22 protein-coding genes and 1 riboswitch are annotated in these 19,329 nt (G+C 26.5%); of the genes, 6 read left to right on the top strand and 16 right to left on the bottom strand.

Annotated elements, in window-relative coordinates:
• Positions 1-48 precede the first annotated feature (48 nt).
• Positions 49-150: riboswitch (purine riboswitch) on the bottom strand.
• 73 nt (positions 151-223) lie between these two features.
• Positions 224-634 (bottom strand): Fur family transcriptional regulator, encoded by a 411-nt coding sequence (locus tag Q1K13_RS08540; protein ID WP_300349542.1) that lies wholly within the window; start codon positions 632-634, stop codon positions 224-226.
• A gap of 381 nt (positions 635-1,015) precedes the next feature.
• Here Q1K13_RS08540 and Q1K13_RS08535 point away from each other — a divergent pair, with 381 nt between their 5' ends.
• Entirely contained in the window at positions 1,016-2,218 is a 1,203-nt protein-coding gene (locus Q1K13_RS08535; protein WP_300349539.1) for a 6-phosphofructokinase, read from the top strand.
• A 110-nt stretch (positions 2,219-2,328) separates the two neighbouring features.
• On the opposite strand, the gene Q1K13_RS08530 is transcribed toward Q1K13_RS08535, so the two are convergent.
• Positions 2,329-3,621 carry an aminotransferase class V-fold PLP-dependent enzyme gene (locus tag Q1K13_RS08530; protein ID WP_300349536.1) on the bottom strand — a complete coding sequence of 431 codons (1,293 nt, stop codon included), beginning with the start codon at positions 3,619-3,621 and terminating at the stop codon, positions 2,329-2,331.
• A 161-nt stretch (positions 3,622-3,782) separates the two neighbouring features.
• On the opposite strand from Q1K13_RS08530, the gene abc-f reads away from it, so the two are divergent.
• Complete coding sequence (gene abc-f, locus Q1K13_RS08525) at positions 3,783-5,714, top strand: ribosomal protection-like ABC-F family protein (protein WP_300349533.1); 1,932 nt, start codon at positions 3,783-3,785, stop codon at positions 5,712-5,714.
• Between the two features lie 181 nt (positions 5,715-5,895).
• On the opposite strand, the gene Q1K13_RS08520 is transcribed toward abc-f, so the two are convergent.
• From Q1K13_RS08520 to Q1K13_RS08510, 3 genes are all read right to left on the bottom strand, one after another.
• The gene (locus Q1K13_RS08520) at positions 5,896-6,360 is read right to left on the bottom strand and encodes a dUTP diphosphatase (protein ID WP_300349531.1); all 465 of its coding nucleotides are present in this window, start codon (positions 6,358-6,360) and stop codon (positions 5,896-5,898) included.
• A gap of 114 nt (positions 6,361-6,474) precedes the next feature.
• A complete protein-coding gene (locus Q1K13_RS08515) occupies positions 6,475-6,990 on the bottom strand; it encodes a hypothetical protein (protein WP_300349528.1) in 516 nt (171 codons plus the stop codon).
• A gap of 74 nt (positions 6,991-7,064) precedes the next feature.
• On the bottom strand, positions 7,065-7,619 hold the full coding sequence (locus tag Q1K13_RS08510; RefSeq protein ID WP_300349525.1) for a DUF1836 domain-containing protein: 555 nt from the start codon (positions 7,617-7,619) through the stop codon (positions 7,065-7,067).
• Positions 7,620-7,849: 230 nt separating this feature from the next.
• Between Q1K13_RS08510 and trhA the strand changes: the two genes are divergently transcribed.
• Positions 7,850-8,497: a PAQR family membrane homeostasis protein TrhA gene (gene trhA, locus Q1K13_RS08505; RefSeq protein ID WP_300349523.1), complete on the top strand. Its 648-nt coding sequence runs from the start codon at positions 7,850-7,852 to the stop codon at positions 8,495-8,497.
• A gap of 44 nt (positions 8,498-8,541) precedes the next feature.
• On the opposite strand, the gene Q1K13_RS08500 is transcribed toward trhA, so the two are convergent.
• Positions 8,542-9,426 carry a LysR family transcriptional regulator gene (locus tag Q1K13_RS08500; protein WP_300349520.1) on the bottom strand — a complete coding sequence of 295 codons (885 nt, stop codon included), beginning with the start codon at positions 9,424-9,426 and terminating at the stop codon, positions 8,542-8,544.
• Between the two features lie 11 nt (positions 9,427-9,437).
• Positions 9,438-9,728, bottom strand: a complete 291-nt coding sequence (locus Q1K13_RS08495; RefSeq protein WP_300349518.1) for a hypothetical protein — start codon at positions 9,726-9,728, stop codon at positions 9,438-9,440.
• Positions 9,729-9,910: 182 nt separating this feature from the next.
• Between Q1K13_RS08495 and Q1K13_RS08490 the strand changes: the two genes are divergently transcribed.
• Positions 9,911-10,648, top strand: a complete 738-nt coding sequence (locus Q1K13_RS08490; RefSeq protein WP_300349516.1) for a polysaccharide deacetylase family protein — start codon at positions 9,911-9,913, stop codon at positions 10,646-10,648.
• A gap of 18 nt (positions 10,649-10,666) precedes the next feature.
• Here the strand turns inward: Q1K13_RS08490 and Q1K13_RS08485 are convergent, their stop codons facing one another.
• Both Q1K13_RS08485 and Q1K13_RS08480 read right to left on the bottom strand, forming a co-directional pair.
• On the bottom strand, positions 10,667-11,200 hold the full coding sequence (locus Q1K13_RS08485; protein WP_300349513.1) for an N-acetylmuramoyl-L-alanine amidase CwlD: 534 nt from the start codon (positions 11,198-11,200) through the stop codon (positions 10,667-10,669).
• Positions 11,201-11,394: 194 nt separating this feature from the next.
• Complete coding sequence (locus Q1K13_RS08480) at positions 11,395-12,027, bottom strand: hypothetical protein (protein ID WP_300349510.1); 633 nt, start codon at positions 12,025-12,027, stop codon at positions 11,395-11,397.
• Between the two features lie 216 nt (positions 12,028-12,243).
• Between Q1K13_RS08480 and Q1K13_RS08475 the strand changes: the two genes are divergently transcribed.
• The gene (locus tag Q1K13_RS08475) at positions 12,244-13,896 is read left to right on the top strand and encodes a SulP family inorganic anion transporter (RefSeq protein ID WP_300349507.1); all 1,653 of its coding nucleotides are present in this window, start codon (positions 12,244-12,246) and stop codon (positions 13,894-13,896) included.
• A 52-nt stretch (positions 13,897-13,948) separates the two neighbouring features.
• Here Q1K13_RS08475 and Q1K13_RS08470 read toward each other — a convergent pair whose 3' ends face one another.
• The 7 genes from Q1K13_RS08470 to Q1K13_RS08440 form a co-directional block, all read right to left on the bottom strand.
• Positions 13,949-14,101: a hypothetical protein gene (locus tag Q1K13_RS08470; RefSeq protein ID WP_300349504.1), complete on the bottom strand. Its 153-nt coding sequence runs from the start codon at positions 14,099-14,101 to the stop codon at positions 13,949-13,951.
• 84 nt (positions 14,102-14,185) lie between these two features.
• On the bottom strand, positions 14,186-15,151 hold the full coding sequence (locus Q1K13_RS08465) for a carbohydrate kinase family protein (RefSeq protein ID WP_300349501.1): 966 nt from the start codon (positions 15,149-15,151) through the stop codon (positions 14,186-14,188).
• A gap of 39 nt (positions 15,152-15,190) precedes the next feature.
• Positions 15,191-15,385, bottom strand: a complete 195-nt coding sequence (locus Q1K13_RS08460; RefSeq protein ID WP_300349498.1) for a DUF4250 domain-containing protein — start codon at positions 15,383-15,385, stop codon at positions 15,191-15,193.
• Positions 15,386-15,641: 256 nt separating this feature from the next.
• The gene (locus tag Q1K13_RS08455) at positions 15,642-16,970 is read right to left on the bottom strand and encodes an MATE family efflux transporter (protein WP_300349495.1); all 1,329 of its coding nucleotides are present in this window, start codon (positions 16,968-16,970) and stop codon (positions 15,642-15,644) included.
• Positions 16,971-17,277: 307 nt separating this feature from the next.
• Positions 17,278-17,463: a hypothetical protein gene (locus tag Q1K13_RS08450; protein WP_300349492.1), complete on the bottom strand. Its 186-nt coding sequence runs from the start codon at positions 17,461-17,463 to the stop codon at positions 17,278-17,280.
• Positions 17,464-17,539: 76 nt separating this feature from the next.
• Positions 17,540-17,731 carry a hypothetical protein gene (locus tag Q1K13_RS08445; protein ID WP_300349489.1) on the bottom strand — a complete coding sequence of 64 codons (192 nt, stop codon included), beginning with the start codon at positions 17,729-17,731 and terminating at the stop codon, positions 17,540-17,542.
• A 142-nt stretch (positions 17,732-17,873) separates the two neighbouring features.
• Complete coding sequence (locus Q1K13_RS08440; protein WP_300349487.1) at positions 17,874-18,731, bottom strand: hypothetical protein; 858 nt, start codon at positions 18,729-18,731, stop codon at positions 17,874-17,876.
• Positions 18,732-18,897: 166 nt separating this feature from the next.
• On the opposite strand from Q1K13_RS08440, the gene Q1K13_RS08435 reads away from it, so the two are divergent.
• The gene (locus tag Q1K13_RS08435) at positions 18,898-19,320 is read left to right on the top strand and encodes a hypothetical protein (protein WP_300349485.1); all 423 of its coding nucleotides are present in this window, start codon (positions 18,898-18,900) and stop codon (positions 19,318-19,320) included.
• Positions 19,321-19,329 lie beyond the last annotated feature (9 nt).

Raw genomic sequence — 19,329 nt, 5'->3', positions numbered from 1 at the left:
GTTAGTATTGATTCAAAACAGGTAAATCAATACTAACTTAAAGTTCATTAATATGTCCGACTTACCCATAGCGAGAATATTTACGGTTATCTCGTAGAAACATCTAGACCCTATCTCCAGAAATATATGGGGAATGTTTTTAATTTATTATTAATGATTATACGTCTTTATTCTTTTTTTGTAAATACTTTATCCAAGTTTTATTTAATAATTTGTATTTATATTATTTTTCATTCTCTTTTATACATTGCTCACATATACCTTTTAGCGTAAGATTATGTTCTTTAATCTTAAAACCAGTTTGATTTCTAAGAAGTTCTTCAATTTGTCTCATAGGACATGGAACCTCAATTTCCTTATGACAAAGATCACATTCTAAAATATGTTTATGTAAGTTTTTCTTTTTTAAATTATAGGAACTCTTTCCATCTCCAAGTTCAAATTTATCAACTAAATCTTTTTCTAAAAAGATTTCTAAAGTTCTATAAACAGTAGATAAATTTATTCCAGTACAATTACCATATATATAATCAGCCGTTATACTTCTATCAGTTTCTTTTAATAATTGGTATATTAAAATTCTAGCCTTAGTGACTTTTATGCCCTTAGCTTTAAATATTTCTTTTACTTCCATAACATTCTCCTAAATAAATATTTAAATAACTATGTTAAATTATAACACAACAAAACAAATTAATTATTATATTTATAAATTAAAATTTATATTTTAAATTTCATACTTAATTAAACATAAAAAACTTATTTTCAAGCTAGTCGAATTCAAAATAGTGTAGCATATTAAATTTAATTAATCATCTTTTCAAATATATTTCCTTTTTAGTATAGCTCATTCAACAAAAAACCTTTAAAAATTATTCTTTTTTTCATAAAAAAGGTTTATTTATCATAAAATTTAGTGTATATTAATAAATAGAGTATTACATTTAATGAATTAGTATAACATATTTATTTTTACACTAATTAATTGTATGACACAAAGGAGAGATTTTTTAAAATGAATTGTATAATTGCTCAATCAGGTGGGCCTACTTCAGTAATAAACGCTAGTGTTTATGGGTTACTTAAAGCTAATAAAAAACTTAACTTATATAATAATGTTTATGGTGGATTAAATGGAATTGAAGGTATATTAAATAAAAATATTATAAACTTATCAGAGCTAGATGATCTTCAGTTAGAAAGATTTAAAAATTCACCTGCTTCTGGATTAGGAGCTTGTAGATATAAATTAAAGAAATTAGAAGATAGTGAAGAAGAATATTTAAAACTTCTTGAAATTTTAAATTCTCTTGATATAAAAGCATTTTTCTATGTTGGTGGAAATGATTCAATGGATACTACAGCTAAGCTTAATGCTTTTGCTAAAGCTAAAAATATAAATATAAAATTTTTTGGAATTCCTAAAACAATAGATAATGATTTAATGTACACAGACCATACACCAGGTTTTGGTAGTGCAGCTAAATTTATAACAACTTCTGTTTTAGAAACTTTCTTAGATTCTAAGGTTTATACAAACAATGGTATATTTATTATTGAAACTATGGGAAGAGATACAGGTTGGCTTGCAGCTTCTTCTGCTTTAGCTAATATAAATGGAGAACAATGTGCAGATTTAATTTACTTACCTGAAAGCAAATTTTCAGTACATCAGTTTTTAATTGATGTTGCTAGAATATATAAAGAAAAAAATCATGTTTATATTGTTGTTTCTGAAGGAATAAGAAATGAAGAAGGAAAGTTTATTACTGAAACAATCTCATCTAAGGATTCCTTTGGTCATGCCCAATTAGGTGGTGTAAGTAATTACTTAAAAAATTTAATAATACAAGCAAGTATAACAAATAGAGTGAAATCACTAGAACTTGGCACTCTTCAAAGATGTGCTATGCATTCATCATCAAAAATAGATATTAAAGAGGCTATTATGGTTGGAAAAGCAGCTTTAGAAGCTTCTATAAACCAAGATGGCGGATATATGATTTCAATTAAGAGAGAATCTTCTTTCCCTTATAAGAGTTCTACTTTCTTAGTTGAAGCTGATAAAATAGCCAATAATATAAAATACTTTCCTACTGAATGGATTAACAAAGAAGGCAATAATATTACCGAGGAAGGTTTAAATTATTTAAGACCTTTAATAAGCGATTTTGAGGATAGAGATTCTCTTCCTCTTTATCATAGTTTTGTATTATAAAACAAATTAATATTTTTCTTAATTTACCCACAAAAAAGACATGCAATAGCATGTCTTTTTAAATTTATAAACTAACTATTAACTTGTAAATAATAATATGAACCTTATTATTAAAATTTAAAATCTTTGCTTTTTACTATTTCTAAAGTATTTAAAAACTCATCTACTTCTTCTTTACTATTATAAAGACCTAAACTAGCTCTAAGCATTCCTGGTCTTTTTTTATCACTATAGGCGTATTTACAAAATTCTTCATCTTTTATATTTAAAAGTCTTCTAGCATATGGATGAGCACAAAAGGTTCCATTTCTAATTGCTATTCCTCTTAAATTTGCTAACCTTTCAGCTATTATATCATGATGTATATCTTTAACATTAAAAATAGCAATTCCAATTCTATCCTTGCACTTTGAATCTCCATATGTTATTATGTCAGGCATATTTTCTAAACCATATAACAAATAATTTTTAAGTTTCTCCTCTTCTTCTTCAATTTTCTGAAATCCAATTGAACTTATTATTCTTATGGAAGATAATAAAGCACAAACTCCTATTATATTAGGTGTTCCAGCTTCAAATCTTTCAGGTTCAGTATCTAAATATACCTTATTATCAGAAACTAAATCAACTGCTCCTCCACCTCTTAATAGTGGCTCCTTATCTTCAATACATTCTTTTCTTGCAACTATTACTCCACAACCAAAAGGCGCATACATCTTATGAGCAGAAAAAACAAGAAAATCTATATAATCATCCTTTTCATTTCCATTCATATTTATTTTTTTATGTGCTACTAACTGCGCAGCATCAACTATTATCTTCATTCCATTTTCATGAGCAATTTTTGCAATTTCATTAATTGGATTTAAATATCCAGTAACATTGGATGCCCCTGTTATTGTTATATACTTAGCTTTTCCTCTATTTTTTCTTATGATATGCTCTACTTTTTCTTTGTTTAAAAATCCTTTTTCATCTACATCTATATATATAACATTACTACTAATTCTCCAAGGTAAATCATTAGCATGATGTTCCATTCTAGTACTTATAATATATTCTTTCTTATTACCTAAGGCTTTAGCTAATAAATTTAATCCCTCAGTTGCATTTTTAACATAAATTACTGTGTAATCTTCTGTATTTTTAACATTAAAAAACTTTAAAACCTTTTTTCTTGAACTTTCATAAAATTCATTACAAAACTTAGCTTTATATCCTTTACCTCTTCCAATAGAACCATAAACATAAAGCATATCAGAAACACATTTCATACATTCTTTTAAGGAAGGTGTAGTTGCTCCATTATCTAAATTTATAGGAACAAATTTCTTACCATTACAAATAGTTATTTCATCATCAATGCCGATAAACAGCTTTCTATAATTATTAGTATTATTCATAATTTATCACTCCAATAGTATATTCTATTCTAAAAATTAATTTTAGGTTCTTAAAATTAAACTCTAAAAATTTATATAAATATATAATAATTTGATGAATTCCCCCTTTATTAGTATAATTGTAATGATTGATACTAATATATAATGATAGGAGTTTTAAAATGATTATTTTAAGCTGTAGACATCTTAGTAAAAGTTTTGGTATTGATGAGATTTTAAGAGATGTAACATTTAATATAAATGAAGGAGATAAGGTTGGTTTAATAGGGCCAAATGGAGAAGGTAAATCAACTTTATTTAAAATTCTTACTAAACAACTTGATTATGATAGTGGTGAATTATTCTTAGATAAAAATAAAACTTTAGGTTATCTCTCTCAGAATTTATCTCTAGATAGTGAAAATACTATTTATGATGAGATGCTTTCTGTATTCTCCTCTTTAACTGAACTTGAGAATAAGATTAAAACTTTAGAAGGAAAACTTAATGAACCTTATGATGCTTCAAATGAAGATTATCATAACAAACTTATAAAAGACTATACTCTTTCTCAAGAATTATATGAAAATAGAGGTGGTTACACATTTAGAGGAGAAATTTCAAGAGTTCTTAAAGGACTTGGCTTCTTAGAAGAAGATTTTAATACTAAAATCATAAATATAAGTGGAGGACAAAAAACAAGACTTGCCCTTTGTAAACTTCTACTTAGAAAACCTGATTTACTTCTTTTAGATGAGCCTACTAACCATCTAGATTTAGAGGCAATAAGTTGGCTTGAGGAATACCTAAATTCATATAAAGGAACTGTTTTTGTTATTTCCCACGATAGATTCTTCTTAGACTCTGTAACTAATAAAACCTTTGAACTTATAGGTGGTAAAGTACATTGTTATAATGCAAGCTATACTAAGTTTTTAGAACTTAGAAAAAAAGATATTGAAGCTAGACTTAAAGCTTATAATCTTCAACAAGCTGAAATTAAAAGACAAGAAGAAATCATAGAAAAATTCCGTTCTTTTAATAGGGAAAAAAGTATAAAAGCTGCTGAAAGTAGACAAAAATCTCTTGATAAAATAGAAAGATTAGAAGCACCAGAAGTAATAAAAGCTGCATCTAAAATAAACTTTGAAACAACAGTTAAAAGTGGTAATGATGTTCTTCATATAGAAAAATTAAAAAAAAGCTATGAGAATTTGCTTTTCCAAAATGTTAATCTTGATTTAAAGCGTGGAGAAAAAATTGCTCTTATTGGAGAAAATGGAAGAGGAAAAACTACTCTATTCAAAATAATAATGGATATGGTTAAAGCTGATTCTGGTTCAGTGTCTCTTGGTAAAAATGTATTTACAGGATACTACGATCAAGAGCAATCTAATTTAGATATCACAAAAACAATCATAGATGAGGTTTGGGATGATTTTCCTCACCTTACCACTACTGAAGTAAGAAACTACTTAGCATCATTTTTATTTACTGGTGATGATGTCTTTAAGGAAATTTCCTTATTAAGTGGTGGAGAAAAATGCAAAATAAACCTTTTAAAGCTTATGCTTTCAAAAGCTAACCTACTTCTTTTAGACGAACCTACAAACCACTTAGATATTATGTCTAGAGAGGCTTTAGAAGATGCTATATTAAGTTATGATGGAACTTTAATAGTAATCTCTCATGATAGATACTTTTTAAATAAGGTTATAAGTAAAATTGTAGAACTTCAAGAAGATGGTCTTAAAACATATCTTGGAAACTATAACTATTTTGTTGACAAAAAAGCTAATCCTAATAGATATGAAGATTTAGATGAAGAAATTAACCAAGGTAAAACTAAAACTCAAATTAAAGAAGAAAAGAAAAAGAAAAAGAATGCTGATAAATCACTAAGGGCATTAAGAGCTCAGTTAAGAGATGTTGAAAAATTAATTCCTCAAAAGGAAGAAGAACTTGAAAATCTTCAAGGAATGCTTTGTAAAGAAGAAGTTTATTCTAATGCAGAAGAAAGCATAAGAGTAAATAATGAAATAAAAACTGTTCAAGAAGAAATTGAAAATCTTTATAAAACTTGGGAAGAACTTTCAGAATCCCTAGAAGATTAATTTATCATTCTTTTATAAAAAGACATTAAATAAAAAGGGCATGTATCAAAATAACTTTTTATAAAACTTACAAATAATAGGAATATATTTGTAAGTTTTATTATTATATTTTTGATACAGCCACATTTTTCTATCTTTTAAACAATTTAATTTAAAAAAACACTTAAATTTAAAATCACTATTAATTAGTTCCAGTACTTCCAAATCCCCCACGATCTTCATTTCCAAAAGAGTGAACCTCTTCAAATTCGATTTCTGGCATAACTTCCATTATTCTAAATTGTCCTATCTTATCTCCCTTTTTTATTAAAGTACCTTTTTTAACTACTCCACATTCTTCTAAAGAATCTTTTCCTTGTAAACAATAAACAGGCATATGCCACTGATCATTATCTCCTATATATGTATCATCAACAACTCCAACAGAATTTGTTTGTATAATTCCCCAAGTTTTAAAAGTTGAACTTCTTGGTGCTAAATGCCCTTCCCATCCACTAGGTAACTCTAGTGCAAAGCCTAATGGGACCATAGCCCTTTCCCCTTCCTCCACAAAAATTTCTTTATTTGAATAAACATCAATCCAATTACCTTTTACTATTTTTTTAAGCTTAGTAGCTCCTTCAAAATATTTTATTCTTATTTTCATCTTAATAAAACCCTTTCTTTGATTATAATCTGTTTTATATTATATAATTTTCATTAAATATTTTAAAGCCCACAGAGTTATATACTGTGAGCATTATTAAAGAAATATATTTAATTATCTACAACCTTCAGTTTTGCATCTACAACGAATTGGAGGTCTATTACAATTTTCTCTTTTCTTTAAATTATTTATAATACAAACTCTTCCAAACTTATTTCTTGGAGAAATGCAAACTTCATAACATGGATAATATTCTGGAGCTTCAAAATAGCAAGGGTCTACAGGTTGTTTAACTGCATATAGTCCATCATCTAAGCACTTAAATACAGCTTTTCCACAACGATCTGTATATTTACAATCAACAAGTTCAAATCCAGTATTACAATCTATTTTATATAATTCAATAGGAACTCCACTTATTGGTTCCCCATCAGAACATCCTAAAAGACTTTGTACTTCTATTATACCTTTCTTTGGCATTGGTTTTGGTTGTGGTCTTCTACAATATTTTCTTGGATCTTCATGGCAGCCACAGTCATATCCACCATCACATCCTAAACCTTCAAATAATTCATCTAATTCATCCATATCTCCACATTGACAGTTACATCTATAATCTTTGTAGTCCATAACTTACCTCCTACTTTTTTATCATATGATAGTATATATTATGACTACATATTACAAATTGTTACATTTTCCCACTACTCTTCATCTAATATTTTTTCAGCAATTCTCTTGTACATATTTGCCTTATCTACTAATATTGAAGCTAGTAACATCTTTTTTTCATTTTTTTCTAAGTCTTTAAATCCATCACCTAAATTATCTATATGTATATTTAAACTTTCTTTTATATCACTAATATTTTTTTCATGTCCTAAAAGATAAAGATTATACAAATTCCTTATTTCTTCTTTTGAAACTTCTTCTTTATTATATCTCTCTACAATATCACCTAATGCTAATTTTATATCATTTAAAGCAAGTATACCTTTCATATTATATATTAAAGACATAAGAATAATGTGTTCTTTACTATACTTCTTATTCTTTATATCCATTAATAATTTACCCTTAGCATAGTTATTAATCATGGTTTTAGTAAGTATCTTATCATCTTCAAACCTTTTAGTTTCTGCAAATTCATTTTCGAAAAGTTGAATAACCTGGTCCATATATAAATCTAATTCAGGTATATCATTAAGTTTTATTGTTTTATCTAACTTTAATTCATCTATTAAACAACTCAAATTCATAGTTTCACTCCTTGTTAACTTAATATAGTTTTTAAAACTACTAATTGTTATATCCATATACTATATTATTAGTATTTTATAATAAATTCAAGATATCTAGCACTATTCTATTAAAATTCTAAAAAAACACTAAAATTTAAAGCTTGAATTTACTTTTAAATTATAAGATAATTATAACATACTATCACATAGTTTTTAAAACTACATGTTATTTTGTTAGGAGGTAAATTATGAAAAACTCATTTTTTAGAGAACCTATAAACGGATTTACTCATTTATTTGGTGCTATAATGTCTCTTATAGCCTTAGAAGTATTAACAATAAAAGCAACTTATATATATGGTATAGGACTTCCTCTTATCTCTGTAATATTATTTGGATGTTCACTTGTACTTCTTTATACAGCATCTACTGTTTATCATCTTGTAAATGTAAAAAAAGAGACAATTTCATTTTTAAGAAGGCTAGACCACTCTATGATATTCATACTTATATGCGGAAGTTATATGCCTTATTGTTTAATTGGACTTTATGGAAAGCCTAAAGTATTTATAACAACATTAATAATAGTCTTAACCATATTAGGTGTTTTGTTTAAAATGATTTGGTTTAATTGTCCTAGAATACTTTCAACACTAATGTATATTGGAATGGGTTGGATTTCTCTAGGTGCTATTCCATTTTTTAAAAATATTCCAACTAAAGCCTTAGTTTGGCTTGCTATTGGTGGTGTTATATATACTTTAGGTGGTGTTATATATGCACTTAAGCCTAAATTCCTTAAATTTAAACATCTAGGATTTCATGAAATATTTCATATACTAATATTATTAGGTAGTTTATGTCATTTTATATCAATTTTCTTTTACTTATTATAAGAAAAAGAGTATCAAAATTAAAAATTTAATTTTGATACTCTTTTTTATATTTTAACTTTTTTTATTTCTTCTATGAATATTTCCATATTCTTAGATATAAACTTATCCTTATGATAAATAAGATAAAGATCTCTACTTACTTTAACATTTTGAATTTTTATATCTTTAATAGATCCATTATTTATTCTATCTCCAATTGCTTTAAATGATACACAGGCTATTCCAAGTCCTGACTCAACAATTCTTACAATAGCCTCAGTATTTCCAAGTTCCATATGTATATTGTAATTACACCCATTATTTTTAAGGTAATTCTCTACTATTTCTCTAGTTCCACTTCCAAGCTCTCTCATTATAAACTTTTCTTTTTCTAAATCATCTAAAGTAATCTCATCCTTTAAGAAGATTGTATTTTTAGGATTTGCAATAAATACAAGTTCATCTTTCCCAACACTTTGAACTTCTAACTCAGTAGATGTAACATAGCCTTCTACTAAGGCTATATCCACCTTGTTTTCCATAATTAGTTTTTCTATTATTTGAGTATTTTCTATTATTAAGGATATCTCTATATTTTTATATAACTCATTAAATTCCTTAATTATTTCTGGAAGTATGTATATTCCTATTGTAGTACTTGCCCCTATTACTATTTTTCCTTTTTGTCCACTTACACTATTCTTTATTGTGTTATTAGCCTCTTCATATAGGTTTAATATTCTTCTACTATATTCAAAATATATTTCTCCTTCATGAGTTAAATATAACTTCTTTCCTATTCTATCAAAAAGTTTTACATTTAAGTCATTTTCAAGCTCTGCCACAGCTTGACTTATTGATGGTTGACTTATGTACATAGATTTTGCAACCTTTGTCATATTTAAACATTTTGCAGTTTCAAAAAATATCTTTAATTTTCTAAAATTCATATGATCAATCCTTATTTATCATCTTTTACTTCTTCAAAATCAACATCTATAACAGGGCCATCATCTTCATACTGTGCCTCTGTTTTCTTTTCTTCCTTAGTGAAAGTATATGTATATTCTTCACTTTCACCTTTCTTTTCCATATACTTAACAACGTATTTTCTTATGAACTTAAAGTATATCCAACCTACAAGCCATAATACTAATATTCCACCTAAAACCCAAGGTAAGATTAATAATCCAACTTGAATTACAACAATTAGTATTATGATTCCTAATGCTATCTTTAAATACTTCTCCATACCTTATCACTCTCTTTATGTTTCATATTTTTTTATTTTATTTATTATAACATAAAGTTAAATAAATAAAAAAGAATAATTATTTAATAAAATTTATATAAAAACTATTATATTTAATATTTTTTTGAAAATACTAATAAAAGCAAATTAATTTAAACTAATCAATTAGAGGATGTGATTCAATGAAAATTTTAAAATTATTTTTTTCCACTTTTTTAATTTTTCTATTTATTTTGCCTATTAATACTCCTTTTGCTATGATAACACAAAACAAAAATAGTACTCGTGCTTTAGATTCTAATGAAAAAACTATTTATTTAACCTTTGATGATGGTCCTGAAGAACCAGTAACAAGTGATATTTTAAATATTTTAAAAGAAAAAGAAGTTAAAGCCACATTTTTTTTAATAGGTAACTTAGTAGAAAAGAATCCAGAATTAGTTAAAAGATTAAATGATGAAGGTCATGCTTTAGGTCTTCACACATTCACTCATGAAAGAAATCTTATTTATAAAAATAACAACTCTTTTCTTGAAGAAAATTTAAAAACTCAAAAAGCAATAGAAAATATAATAGATAAAAAGGTCTTTTTACTTAGATTTCCTTTCGGATCAAATAATAGTACATACACATTAACAAAATCTATGGTTGAATTACTTCATCAAAATAAATTTAAAATATATGATTGGACAGTTGATAGTACAGATGGCTTAAATCCAAAACTTTCTCCAGACTCAATTTTAAGAAAATCTATTAGTAAAGATCCTAATATTGTTCTTCTTATGCACTGTGGAAATGCAAATAAAAATTCAGCTAAAGCACTTCCATCAATAATAGATTACTTTAAGAATTTAGGATACTCATTTAAAATAATTGATGAAAACACAAAAGAAATATATAGACTAAAAAATAAAGGCTGAGTTAATTCTCAGCCCTTGTTATTTAGTTCCTAAACTTTTTATTGCATCTACAATTATCCTAGAAATAAATGAAGCTTTTTCTATATTGTCTATTTCTTCTTTTTTCAAAGCAAACTCCACTATAATTGACGGATTGTTTGTATATAGCAAATTATATACTTCTGCCCTCTTTACCCCTTTATTCCTATAACTATATTTTTCAAAAGCTTCACAGATTTTTTCTGCAAATTTTAATCCTTTATAATCATACTCATTAACTAAGCAATAAATAGAATTTTCTTCTTCAAATTTTATTTTTAATGTTATGTGCAAGGAAGATTCACTTAAATTAATTCTTTTAACTCTATTTTTCAATTCTTCCCCCTTTGAAAAAAAAACCTCATCATAAGGGGTACAATCAATAAAACCTAAATTTTCTTTTGTAATGTATTTTTTTAGAAAATACATTATACTCTCTTTAAGTTCTTTTTCTAAATTATCTACTGTACTCTCCCCTATAATATGCCATTCACCTAAGTCCACACTCACAATTGCACCTTTAGCCAAATACATATTATCCTCCTATGTTAAAAATATTCTATACTCTATAATATGTATTTAAATTAGAAAATGTCATAATCTTACGAAATTTGAATTTATTTTGCCTTTATAAATATATAGCATAAATCTAATTTATTAAAAGCTTAGTAGCTAAAAAATTTAAAAGCCAAAATAATAATAAAATATTACTTTAGTTTCTAAAGATCCTATTCTTCTATTGAAAATTCTCTATTTTTTAATTGAACAAATTTAAATCTTGAATTTAATTCATTTACAAAAGCTTTTATCCATAAGCTTCTTAAATAATGAAATACCTCTACATCACCTAAAACTTCATCCCAAAATCTTTTATGTAAGTCTTCTCTCATTCTCCAAGAAACTTTTTCTTCTGAATTTACTATTATTTCATTTATCCTATCACAAGGCATTCCATCTAAAATATAGTTATTTATATTTGTATATATATCCTGTGCATTCCACTCTTCTTTTTGTACCTTGCATTCATTAGCATTAAGAACTCCATTTTCAGAATATATTTTACCAATTTCTTCTTTTATTGAAGGTTCTATTTTTATCATTTCAGTTATGTAATATGCTCCCCTTCTCTCTGCAGATTGTATTCTACTTTCTAGCCAACCGTGAATATTTCCTTCATCTATAAGATTATCTAAAGGTTTGTTTGGAGTTATCTCTCCAAAATTTTCACTTGTATAATTAACCCATTTATCTACTGGCATATTATGTTCCTTAGCTAATTCTAAGACCTCCAATTCTATATTTTCAAACCATCTTATCTTGTCAAATAACCAAAAATGTATTTTCCCTAAAAATAAACTCATTTTATTCACCTCTTAAATTTTATATTTTAATTATATTTTATATTTTTCAAAAATTCTGTAACATATGTTACTTTCAACAAATATTTTGTAAACTTTTTGTTAATAAACACCTTTGTGTTATTGATAACGTTTCAAATCGTTTTGCTAAATTGTAAAACATAAATTTCAGTACTATAATATAAATCGACTGTTTTTATAAGGAGTGAATATATTTAAATGTACAAACCAAAGTTACTCTCTTTACTAGGTGATAAAGAGAATGGATTAACAAAAGAACAATTTTTAAAAGATTTCGTTTCAGGTATAATAGTTGCTATTATTGCCTTACCACTATCAATTGCCTTAGGTATCTCATCTGGTGTATCCCCAGAGAAAGGTCTTATAACTGCAATTATAGCTGGATTTATAATTTCATTATTAGGCGGAAGTAGAGTTCAAATTGGTGGACCTACTGGTGCTTTCGTTGTTATAGTATTTGGTATCATCCAAGATCACGGTATAGACGGATTAATAATAGCCACATTTATGGCAGGTATTATCCTTATTTTATTTGGTATTTTAAAATTTGGTAGTCTGATAAAATATATACCTTACCCAATAACTGTAGGATTTACATCTGGTATAGCTGTAACTCTTTTCTCTACACAAGTTAAAGATTTTTTAGGACTTACTATGACTAAGGTTCCTTCAAAATTTTTACCCAAATGGGAAGCTTATATTGCTCATATGAATACTACTAACTACTATACATTAGGAATTGGTATTTTAGCTTTAGCGATACTTATTTTCTGGCCAAAAGTTAGTAAAAAAATTCCTGGTTCATTAATAGCTTTAATTATAACTACTTTGATTGTATTTTTCTTCAAACTACCAGTTGCAACAATAGGAAGTCAGTTTGGTAAAATAAGTTCTGAACTTCCTATGCCTCATATTCCAGCTTTAAATATTGGTACATTTAAGGCCTTAATAGGCCCTGCATTTACAATTGCACTTTTAGGTGGAATAGAGTCATTACTTTCTGCAGTTGTTTCAGATGGTATGATAGGAGATAAACACAACTCAAATGCTGAACTTATAGCTCAAGGTTTTGCAAACATAGGTTCCTCATTATTTGGCGGAATTCCAGCAACAGGTGCCATTGCAAGAACTGCCGCTAACGTAAAAAATGGTGGTAGAACACCAATAGCTGGTATGATCCACTCAATAACATTATTACTTATAATGGTTATATTTATGCCACTTGCAAAATTTATTCCATTAACCACTCTTGCTGCCATATTAATGATAGTTTCATACAATATGAGTGAGTGGAGAAGTTTCAAAGCCATACTTAAAGCTCCCAAAAGTGATATTGCAATATTATTAACTACTTTCTTCTTAACAGTATTTTTTGATTTAGTAATAGCAATCGGTGTAGGTATGTTAGTTTCAATGTGCCTATTTATGAGAAGAGTTGCTACTTCAATAGAAGTTAATGAATTAAATGAGGCTGACTGTTCTGATAGAATAGATGGTGATATGAATAACGTAAAAGTTGGAGAAAATGTTCTTGTTTACGATATAAGAGGACACCTATTCTTCGGTGCTGTAGATTCATTTATGAATACCATGAAAGAAGTTAATAGAGATGCTTCTGTTCTTATTTTAAGAATGAGACATACTAAAACTTTAGATGTTACTGGGTTTAAACAAATTAAAAACATAGCATTAAGCTGTAAAACTCATAATATTACATTAATAATATCCGAAGTTCAAAAACAACCTAAAAAAGTTATGAGACTTATGGGCTTTATAAACAAACTTGGTGAAAATCAATTTGCAGATAGTTTCAATGAAGCTATAGAGAAAGCTAATTCATTAGTTAAATAATTTAATAAAAAAACACCAGAATAAAATCTGGTGTTTTTTTATTAAAGATTTTTTAATTTTCTTGACTTACTTCTTCAAAGTTTACTTCTAAAGAATCTAATTCATTTTTCTTTTGTTGCTTTTTATCATAAAGTAAAGATGCAACAAATGCACTTCCTGCTAAAGCTAATAAAGCAAGTTTACCTTTTTTTATTTTTTTACCCATAATCTCACCTCATCATATTAAATATATTTTACCTATGTAACTCTCTACCTAAAATCAATTTAATATAAATATTATTCAGTTAAATTATTCACTTAAATCGTATTTTTCTTCTTCCCAAGTTGTATTCTCTAATTTAGCTAAAACTGTTTCTAATGCCATATCTGGATGTATAGTTTCTTCATGAGATATTGTTATATTAGACATTGTTATTGCAAATTTAACTGTATCTTCTATTGATAAATTATTCATATATCCGTGTCCTAATCCAGCTACAAATGAATCCCCAGCTCCAGTAACATTTTTAACCTCAACCTCAGTTGCTTTTATCTTTCCACACTTTTCTCCATCGTTATAGAATATTCCATCAGCATCTAAACTTATGAATACTTTTTTGATACCTAAACCTAAGAAATATTTACTTGCTTTTATTAAATCCTCTTTGTCTGTTATAGGGAATCCTGCTAATATTTCAGCTTCATGTCTATTTGGCTTTATAGTGTGAAAATCCTTTATTAAGTGTTTTATCCAACTTGCTTTCTCAGCTGAAACTGGATCTAAGATAAAGTTTGTCTTATCTTTAAAGTTTGTTAGTAAGTACTCCATTATTTCTGGATTATCTGAATCTAAAACTGTATATTCTGCATTTTCAAATATTTCTCTCTTAGAATCTATAAAATCTTTATTCATAGCTCCTATGCTTTTCATATCAGCAATAGCAGAAACCATTTCTCCATTCTCATCTAGTATAGCTAAGTATGTTGGTGTTGAACCACCTTCTATAACCATAGAATCATCCATATAATATCCTATTTTTTTAGAATGTTCTATTATACTTCTTCCATTTTCATCATCTCCTAGAATTGACATAAAGTTTGTATTTACTCCAACTCTAGCCATATTCTCAGCTATATTTCTACAAACTCCTCCAAAAGATATTTTTACATGTCCTGGTGTTGAGTTGTATGGTCTGTACGTAGCTCTACTAAATCCAAATATATCAACTACTGAAGCTCCAAATACCAATAAGTATGGTTCTTTTCTTAAGTTCATTTAATTAATCCTCCCTATTATAAAAAAACATAAATTATATTATTCAGCAACAAACTGATTGTTTTCACTATTATATATATATCCACATGCCTTTAATCTATCTTCTATTACTTCTTTTTTTATATCTAAATCATCACACATATTATCTAAATCACTGTAATAATCTCTTAATTTTAAGTTAGCTATACTAAGAAGCATGTATGGATCCATTTTATCATAATTTTTGATATTCATTATAAAATTTTCTCCTTATAAATAAAACTTTACTATTATTATATACAACTTATTTAAGTTCTACAATTTTTTATTTAATTTATTATCAGAAATACACAAAATTTCATATTATATTATTAGGTTTATTGTAAACTAATACCTCATTTATCATAACTTAACCTTTTGTTTATAACTCATTATAAAATTTACTACATTATATTAATTCTTTGCATTTACAATAAAAACCGTTGAAACAAATCAACGGTTTTTATTGATTCTAAACAGATTTCTTTTTCATTATAAATTCAAAGAATATAAATAACAAAAGAGTTATAAATTCAGCACTAGGAATTGTTAACCACACTCCCTCTACCCCTAAGAATCTTGGAAGTATCATAATAAATACTATTATGAATATTAATCCTCTTAAACTAGATAATAATGAAGATTCCTTTGATTTCTCAACAGCTTGTAGGTATGCAACATTAACCATATTAAGACCGTTAAATAAAAATGCAATAAAGTATAGATAAATTCCCCTTTTAGTTATTTCTAATAACCTTCCTCTATCATTTGTAAATATAAAAATCATCTCATCTGGGAATAATAATCCTAAAGATAAAAATATAACCCCTAAAATAAAAGCTATTTTTCTTGTTAAACTTAAAAACTCAATTACTCTTTCCTCTTTTCCAGCGCCATAGTTTACACTTATTAAAGGCTGCACTCCCTGTGAAACCCCATTAAATATAGCAACAAAAATAAGAACTATATTTGTTATTATTCCATAAGCTGATACCCCTAAATCTCCCTCAAATTTATATATTACAATATTAAATATAAATATTACAAACCCAGCAGAAATTTCTGTTAAAAAGCTTGGCACTCCATTTCTAAGAACTCTTCCAATATGACCTAGATTTATTCCGCTTAATTCTAAGTGCATTGAATTATTCTTTTTTATAAAGTGTATTGATAATACCCCTAATGCCATGAATTGTCCAATAGAAGTTGCTAAGGCCGCTCCAAACATACCCATATTTAAAATATATATAAATACATAATCTAAAATTATATTTGTTGTGTTAGAAGCTATTACAGCATACATAGCGAGTTTTGGTTCTTTGTCATTTCTAACAAAAACTATAAATGAGGATGCAAATATAAAGGCTGAGTTAAAAGTTAATATAACCTTTAAATAATCTCTAGCTAATTTAAATGTTGCCTCTGATGCCCCTAGCATATATACTATTTTATCTAAAAAGAAAAATTCCAGTATATTTATTATTAAACAAAATATAATTGCTGCAAACACCGCAGAAGTAAATATCCTATTAACCTTATGATTTTTCTTCTGCCCCAGAGCAATGGATAAAGTGGTAGCACCACCTACACCTATTGCTAATCCTATTGCATTATATATATTATATGTTGGAAGTGCTATATTTAAAGCAGCTAAACCTAAATCTCCTAATTTATGACCTATGAACATAGTATCAAACAATATACAAACTGAAAGCCCAAGCATACCTGTCACAGAAGGTATCATATACTTTCTTAATAATGTACTTTCTTTATCCTTTATCAAATCTAAATTTTTACTCAAGCAATCCTCTCCTTTGTATTAATATTTATTATTATAGGAATAATAACAAATATTAATACAACAAAAACTAAATAGGGAGAAGGTAAATTCCCCTTACTCCCAAATAATCAAACTATATATCTGCCATATACTAAAATATATAAATGTTTTTAAAATTCATTGTAATGTCCAATATAATCATTTTTAACATTATTAAAATTTTTACTTACTAAATGATCTTTTTCTATGAAATTTGATTTAGGTCACCCAATATTATACTAACCTATTTTTTCTAAAAATTTATTTAAAGATGCTACTATTTATAACCTTATTTCTTTTCTTGAATTCTTTTTATTAAATCAGCTTGGATAAGTTCTGATTTTGAAAAACCTTTTCTAAAGTATCTTATTTGCTTGTATTTGATTTCATTCATTTCAAAATCTAATACATCTATTCTATCCCCGCTATAAACTACGGGATCTCTTCTTCCCTTAAGATATATTGAAACTTCCATCTTTTGCTCCTCTTTTCTTTTATTATTTTATAGTAAATTATTATAACATATATTTCTTATTTTAGAATAATTCGCTCTAAAATTTTACCCCCGTAGCTTTAAATATAATTTCTTTATCAACATTTAACTCTCTAAGCTTTTTTGCTATAATAATTCTTTCATCTTCTCTAATTAAGGTTTCTTTATCTTTTTCACAATCTATACTTTCACCATTAATATTAAGCATATGCTGCCAAGTTTTAAACATATTATTGTCAAATTTACTCATAAATCTTTCCCTCCAAATAACAAATTAGTTCTATTAAAAATTCTAAATAAAATATGCTTAGCTATCTTTTATTTAAAGTTTTAATAGAACCACCTAAATAAATTTATTCTCTTAAATTTAGTATTATACTTAAATACAAAAACTATCCTTGTGCGTTTTGAAGTTCATATATTTCTTCAACAGTTATTCCTGTTTTCTCAGCTATTAATTCTACTGATAATATTCCTACAAGATTTTTTGCAATTCTTAACTGTTCTTCTTTTTTAGCATGTTTAACAGCTAACTCTTTCTCTTCAGTATATAATCTATCAATTTTAGTCATCTCTAACAACTCCTTAAACTCTTTAGCTTGCTTTTCATCAATAAATTTATCGCTTGATTCAATTATTCCATTTAAAACAATAGCCTCATCTCTTTCTGTCTTTATTGATTTAGCAAGTTGAACACTTTCTCTTATTATATTTAAATGTTCATTTTCATTTTTCATTAATGGAAGCATCATAAATTTAATTTTATCTGCTTGAGTAAGGTTGTCCTCTAAAACCTTAACTTTTAGTTCGCTTAAAACTTTCTCTACATTTAATTCTGACATAAATATACTTTCTGAACAAATAAGTATATCTCCAAAACTCAATGTATTTCTAGCTTCCTTAACTTTTTGATTATATATTATAGCCATTCTAACCTTAGGAAAAGTCCCTCTATGTTTATAATATCTTTTTATAACCTTCACAGCCACCTCTAAATAAATAAACATATTTTCATCTATATTTTTATCATTTTCAAACCCAAATAATAAAATTGATCCATCTTCTAAAATAAATATATCATTTGGCCCACCCTTTGAAACTTCTCCTTCAAAGAAATTTCTTGGCAATCTATCTAATATCTTTGGAATATCATTAACCCCAAAAACTTCTAAAGGTCTTCCTTTATAAAGTTGCCCCATTAATTTATATAATATATCCTTTGCTCCATAACTTAACTTAGTTTTTCCCATACTTTTATCACCTTCACCTTGCTGAAAATATGTTTCTTTGCTCATATTATATCATATTTTGTAAAATGTAACTTAAATATTATCCCCATAAAATTATCATTGTTTACACAATATTTTTTATGTAGTACTCTAAAATTATTAAAAAATAATAAGGAGTGTATATTTTATGGAAACACTTAAAGATATTTTATCTCTTGACTTAGATAACTGTAATATTTTTAATTTAACAGAAGAGCATTTAATTACATTTAAAACAGAAGATTTTTACACACAAAATAATTTTTATTTTTATCTCTATAACAGACTTATTTCATTTTCTGATTCTATGGTTAAAGAAAAAGCCTATTGTAATTACTTAATATCATATTATTTATTTATAGTAATGACTCCCTTAAACCATGAGGAAATATCATTTTATCATGGTAAAAAAGCCTTTGAACTTCATAATTCCTCAAAATATATGGAATGGTTATTATTATTTGGCACCTTGGAAAAACCACTACTTACATATGAACTTTGCGCTAAATTAGCTAAAGAAATTCTAAAGGAAAATCCCAATTCAAACTTAGCAAATTTCTTTCTTTCATAAAATAAAAGT

Origin of the sequence: Clostridium sp., assembly GCF_029267215.1 — a bacterium.
GTDB lineage: Bacteria > Bacillota > Clostridia > Clostridiales > Clostridiaceae > Sarcina.
The sequence above is the reverse complement of the archived record's forward strand: the minus strand, read 5'-3'. Positions and strand labels throughout refer to the sequence as shown.